This window comes from Fulvivirga aurantia, assembly GCF_009711475.1.
Taxonomy (GTDB): domain Bacteria; phylum Bacteroidota; class Bacteroidia; order Cytophagales; family Cyclobacteriaceae; genus Fulvivirga; species Fulvivirga aurantia.
In genome coordinates this window covers 1-4337 of sequence record NZ_SMMD01000721.1, presented here as the reverse complement: position 1 = coordinate 4337, position 4337 = coordinate 1, and the positions used below count along the sequence as shown (strand labels likewise).

The window sequence follows — 4337 nt, the reverse complement described above, 5'->3', positions numbered from 1 at the left end:
AGAGTTTAGAGTTATAGGCGATGGTTCATCTGCCAGTACCAAATAAATAAAGAGACTTAAGAAGTATAAAACCTGGCCTTAGCCAGGTTTTTTTATTTATTAGGATTTACTTCCATTAAGTGTGATATTTGCAGCCCAAAGCGAACTTTATTCGCCTCACATGGTTTGTACTCTAAAATAGCACATGACTGTACTTCCTTACAAAGAAAAGAAAACTGCCAAGAAAGAACAGGTTGCCGAAATGTTCAACAACATTAGTGGCAAATACGATTTTCTCAATCACGTATTAAGTTTGGGCATAGATATTATATGGCGTAAAAAGGCCATTAAGATGCTCAAAAAGGATAACCCTAAACTTATTCTCGACATAGCCACTGGCACTGGTGATTTTGCAATAGAAGCACTCGCTCTTAATCCTGATAAGGTGATCGGTGTAGATATCTCTGAAGGTATGCTGGAAATGGGTCGCAAAAAGATGAAGAAGAAAGGCTACGAGGATAAGATTGAACTGAGAATGGGAGACTCAGAAGGTCTGTTATTCGAAGACAATAAGTTCGATGCCATTATCGTTTCATTTGGTGTAAGGAATTTCGAGAATCTGGAGAAAGGTCTTGCCGACATGTTCAGAGTATTGAAAGAAGGAGGTAAGGTTGTAGTACTTGAATTTTCCAGACCGACCAAATTTCCTTTTAAGCAGATATATAATTTTTACTTTAAGGCAATTTTACCTAAAATTGGTAGATTGATCTCTAAAGACAACGCAGCTTACACTTACCTACCGGAATCTGTAAAAGCATTCCCAGATGGTGATAATTTTCTAAAAGTCTTAGATAAAGTAGGGTTTAAAAACACTGAATGCAGACCTTTAACATTTGGCATAAGTTCGATTTACACGGGAGTAAAATAGCTTTTTTACTCTTACTGGGCTTTCTATTATGCGGTACTTCAGGGTATGCGCAGCGAAATGTAGAGGTTAACAATCCTAATTATGACAACCGCTTTCTTAGCTATGGCTTTCTAATCGGTGTACATACTTCAGCCTACCAATTAAAGTATTCTGAGAAATTTACATCTGAAGAATTAGATGATGTTTACTCTATATCACCTACCTGGTCTGCAGGGTTTACGTTAGGATTTATCGTAAATCTTAATCTGGCAGATTATTTAGATGCACGATTACTTCCTCAAGTATCATTTTACGAGCACAATCTTGAATATGTAAGGTTGGTTAATCCAAATGTTGATGAGTTGGTGGAGACCACGGTAGTGGAGTTTCCCTTATTGTTAAAATACAAATCTGCGAGAAGAGGTAATGCCAGAATGTATTTTGTAGGTGGAATAAAGCCTGGTATTGAGGCGTCTGGTAAGAATGACATTGATGAAGTAAGTAAGGACAACATCAATATTAAAAGCTTTAACACATCTCTTGATGTTGGTTTTGGATTGGATATATATTATCCTTTGTTTAAATTTTCTCCAGAGATAAGATTCTCAAGAGGTATCACCAATATGCTGGGAAATGATGCCAACTTCTTTAGTGAAGGTATTGATAGATTAAATACAAATACCATAACACTTTACTTACTTTTCCAATAATGCAAAAACGTATCGCATTAATTACCGGTGCTACTTCAGGAATAGGACTGGCCACTGCTCGATTGCTGGCAAAGAATAACTTTGACCTTGTCATTTGTGGAAGAAGAACTGATCGATTAGATGATATAGCTACTGAGCTTAAAGCTATAACCAATGTTCACACCGCATCTTTTGATGTGCGAGATAAGGAAAAAGTACAGGAAGCGATCAATAACTTACCGACTGGATTCAAGAAGATTGATGTGCTGGTAAATAATGCAGGTAATGCGCATGGTTTATCTCCGGTTCAGGAGGGAGACGTAGATGATTGGGACGCCATGATTGATATTAATGTAAAGGGGCTCCTTTATGTTTCTAAAGCAGTTTTACCGATTATGTTAAGAAATGACTCAGGACACATTGTTAATATTGGGTCTATAGCTGGAAAAGAGGTATATCCCAATGGTAATGTATACTGTGCGTCTAAGCACGCTGTTGATGCTATTAATAACGGAATGAGGCTAGATCTAAATGGTACCGGAGTAAGGGTGTCTGCTATTAATCCTGGGTTAGTAGAGACAGAATTTAGCATGGTAAGGTTCAAGGGAGATGAAACAAGATCCAAGGCAGTATATGAGGGCTACAAAGCGTTACAAGCAGAAGATATAGCAGAGACCATTCTATTTGTAATTACTCGTCCTAATCACGTTAATATTAGTGATATGGTTGTCTTTCCATCAGCTCAGGCTAGCTCGACTATCGTAGATAAGTCCGGAAAGTAGTAACTACCCGAATATTTCCTTAAGCACTTCAGTATCTATATTGTGCTCACCCTTAAAAGTGATGGTTTGAGGTTCTACCATCAAATGACTGGAGATTTTCCTCATTTCTTCAATTCTGTTATCATTTAAAAATGGATCTTGAAGGCCATATACATATTTGATATCAATGGACTTGAATTTATTGCCAATCAAATCATAATCAAGATCAGGAGGGAAGATACCTGCCCATAATATTAGTTGATTTACATGTGCATGAGTATTGGCTAACCAACGTGAAGCAGTAGCCGCTCCTTGTGAAAAACCGATAATGCTTACCTTTACCAGACCATTTAATTGATCCTGAAATGTCTCATATACAGCATCCAGGTAGTTAATGTAATTATCAATATCAGTCAGTCGGTCTTCTTTTGTCATCCAGGTGGCGCCTACTCGACCACTAAACCCCTCAAGGTAAAAGCGTGACAAGCCTTCAGGAGCAACAATGCAATTATTTCCATCATCTATGCCCTTAAATTTCTGAATGAAGTACTTGGCTTGCTGTCCGTAACCATGCAGTACAAAAATTAAATTTTTCGTCTGAGCATTAAAGTCACCCAACTGGAAAAACCGAGCCTTATGTTCAAATATGGTATAGTGTTGTTTCATTTTGGGAAATAAAAAAAGCAGACTGTTTAGCCTGCTTTTTAAATATGATTTATACAAATATTATCTCTTAAACCCTAGTGCACTGCCTCCGCAGAACTGGGTTGAGTTATCAAAGGTGTACTGAATATAGTAGATACCAGTAGTGTTACAAGGATAAGCAATGGCAGAAATATACTGACCGTTGATTTTACTACTTGCAACTTTATTTCTATTGCTATCGAAAAGAGATACTACTATACCATCAGTATTTTCTCCGGTAGCACACACATTTATCATATATTGTGTGCCTTTTGTAAATACATAGGAATACTCAACTTTGGTCTTAGAACCTCCTTGACCGTCAATCTTGTAAGCTTTCAGGAAGTTGAAACCTGAGGCTAATTTGGGTATGCAAGCATCTGTGAAAGCATCAGTATTACACTGAGCATTAACATTGCCTGACATAAAAAATAGTGCACCCAAAATAAACACTGTATAGATCGCCTTTTTCATATTACGCTGATTTTCCTCTAACTAATAACTTTTTTACGCACAGAACTAATGATATTCTTGATATTTTCAACGTTCTCCTGCGTGATTTTAATTTCACTTGAACTATTGTCTTTGATAACCATTACACCATCTACAATCTCAAATGTAGATTCTTTGTAGGTCTTAATGATCTCAATATTTTCGTACTCATCCTGGAGTTCTTTCATGTCAGACAAAAGTGATGCCATGTTTGCATCCACATCTTTGTAGTATGAAAGTAGGAGTACAATGTTTTCTAAAATAATCTTCTGCTCACCTATTTTCTCCTGTAATTCTTTGTTAGAAGGGTCTTTTACAGAAACCTGACATGTAATATGCATGGCTTCCATCCAGCCTCCTGTAAGAAGCAGTACGCTCAAGTTAGCTCTATTTTGCTCTTGAAGATAATGGTTGATGCTGTTGAAGTTTTTAGTAGTGATTAGCAATAAAGAATCTAAATTCTTGCTATTCGTAGCCAGTCTTCCAATAGTTTCTATATCAAAAAACTGACCTATACTTAAACCATCAGCTAGCTCCTTAATGGCCGTCATGTAGTCTAAGCCATCCTGGTTTTGCTCATAGATGTTGGTATAACCAAGGTCTGTACCATAAATCCCAAGGTTAAGAGCTTTTCGATAGTTGCTATTGTATTTAGAAATGTTGTCAGGTGAGTTCAACAGGCTCCTGTCATACTTAGTACCTGATTCTTTCAGAAGTACTGAAATTTCTAATGGTGAAGGTATTTGCTGGATTATGCTACTAATCACTTCTTCCGATACAGCCGGTCCTTCTTCTACAGCAGCGGAATCAAGACTTTGTAAAAAA

General features: G+C 37.1%; 6 protein-coding genes. 3 read left to right on the top strand and 3 right to left on the bottom strand.

From position 1 onward, the window contains the following. Window positions 1–184 precede the first annotated feature (184 nt). Genes ubiE through E1176_RS08240 form a run of 3 tightly spaced genes read left to right on the top strand, consistent with a single transcriptional unit; the run spans window position 185 to window position 2357 of the window. Window positions 185–907 carry a bifunctional demethylmenaquinone methyltransferase/2-methoxy-6-polyprenyl-1,4-benzoquinol methylase UbiE gene (ubiE, locus tag E1176_RS08250; protein ID WP_155210136.1) on the top strand — a complete coding sequence of 241 codons (723 nt, stop codon included), beginning with the start codon at window positions 185–187 and terminating at the stop codon, window positions 905–907. Next, window positions 856–1596, top strand: coding sequence for a type IX secretion/gliding motility protein PorT/SprT (gene porT, locus E1176_RS08245; RefSeq protein WP_155210135.1), 741 nt, complete (start codon window positions 856–858; stop codon window positions 1594–1596). Before ubiE ends, porT begins: the two co-directional genes overlap by 52 nt. Then, on the top strand, window positions 1596–2357 hold the full coding sequence (locus E1176_RS08240; protein ID WP_155210134.1) for an SDR family NAD(P)-dependent oxidoreductase: 762 nt from the start codon (window positions 1596–1598) through the stop codon (window positions 2355–2357). The genes porT and E1176_RS08240 overlap by 1 nt, the downstream gene beginning before the upstream one ends. A gap of 3 nt (window positions 2358–2360) precedes the next feature. On the opposite strand, the gene E1176_RS08235 is transcribed toward E1176_RS08240, so the two are convergent. From E1176_RS08235 to E1176_RS20610, 3 genes are all read right to left on the bottom strand, one after another. Further along, window positions 2361–3002 (bottom strand): alpha/beta hydrolase, encoded by a 642-nt coding sequence (locus tag E1176_RS08235; protein WP_155210133.1) that lies wholly within the window; start codon window positions 3000–3002, stop codon window positions 2361–2363. A gap of 60 nt (window positions 3003–3062) precedes the next feature. After that, entirely contained in the window at window positions 3063–3494 is a 432-nt protein-coding gene (locus E1176_RS08230; protein ID WP_155210132.1) for a hypothetical protein, read from the bottom strand. Window positions 3495–3511: 17 nt separating this feature from the next. Next, on the bottom strand, window positions 3512–4337 hold an 826-nt coding region (locus tag E1176_RS20610; protein ID WP_246205970.1), incomplete at its 5' end, for a hypothetical protein.

Coding starts and splice junctions, on each gene's coding strand:
- ubiE (WP_155210136.1), top strand. CDS start 185: ATGACTGTACTTCCTTACAAAGAAAAGAAAACTGCCAAGAAAGAACAG.
- E1176_RS08230 (WP_155210132.1), bottom strand. CDS start 3,494: ATGAAAAAGGCGATCTATACAGTGTTTATTTTGGGTGCACTATTTTTT.
- E1176_RS08240 (WP_155210134.1), top strand. CDS start 1,596: ATGCAAAAACGTATCGCATTAATTACCGGTGCTACTTCAGGAATAGGA.
- E1176_RS08235 (WP_155210133.1), bottom strand. CDS start 3,002: ATGAAACAACACTATACCATATTTGAACATAAGGCTCGGTTTTTCCAG.
- porT (WP_155210135.1), top strand. CDS start 856: ATGCAGACCTTTAACATTTGGCATAAGTTCGATTTACACGGGAGTAAA.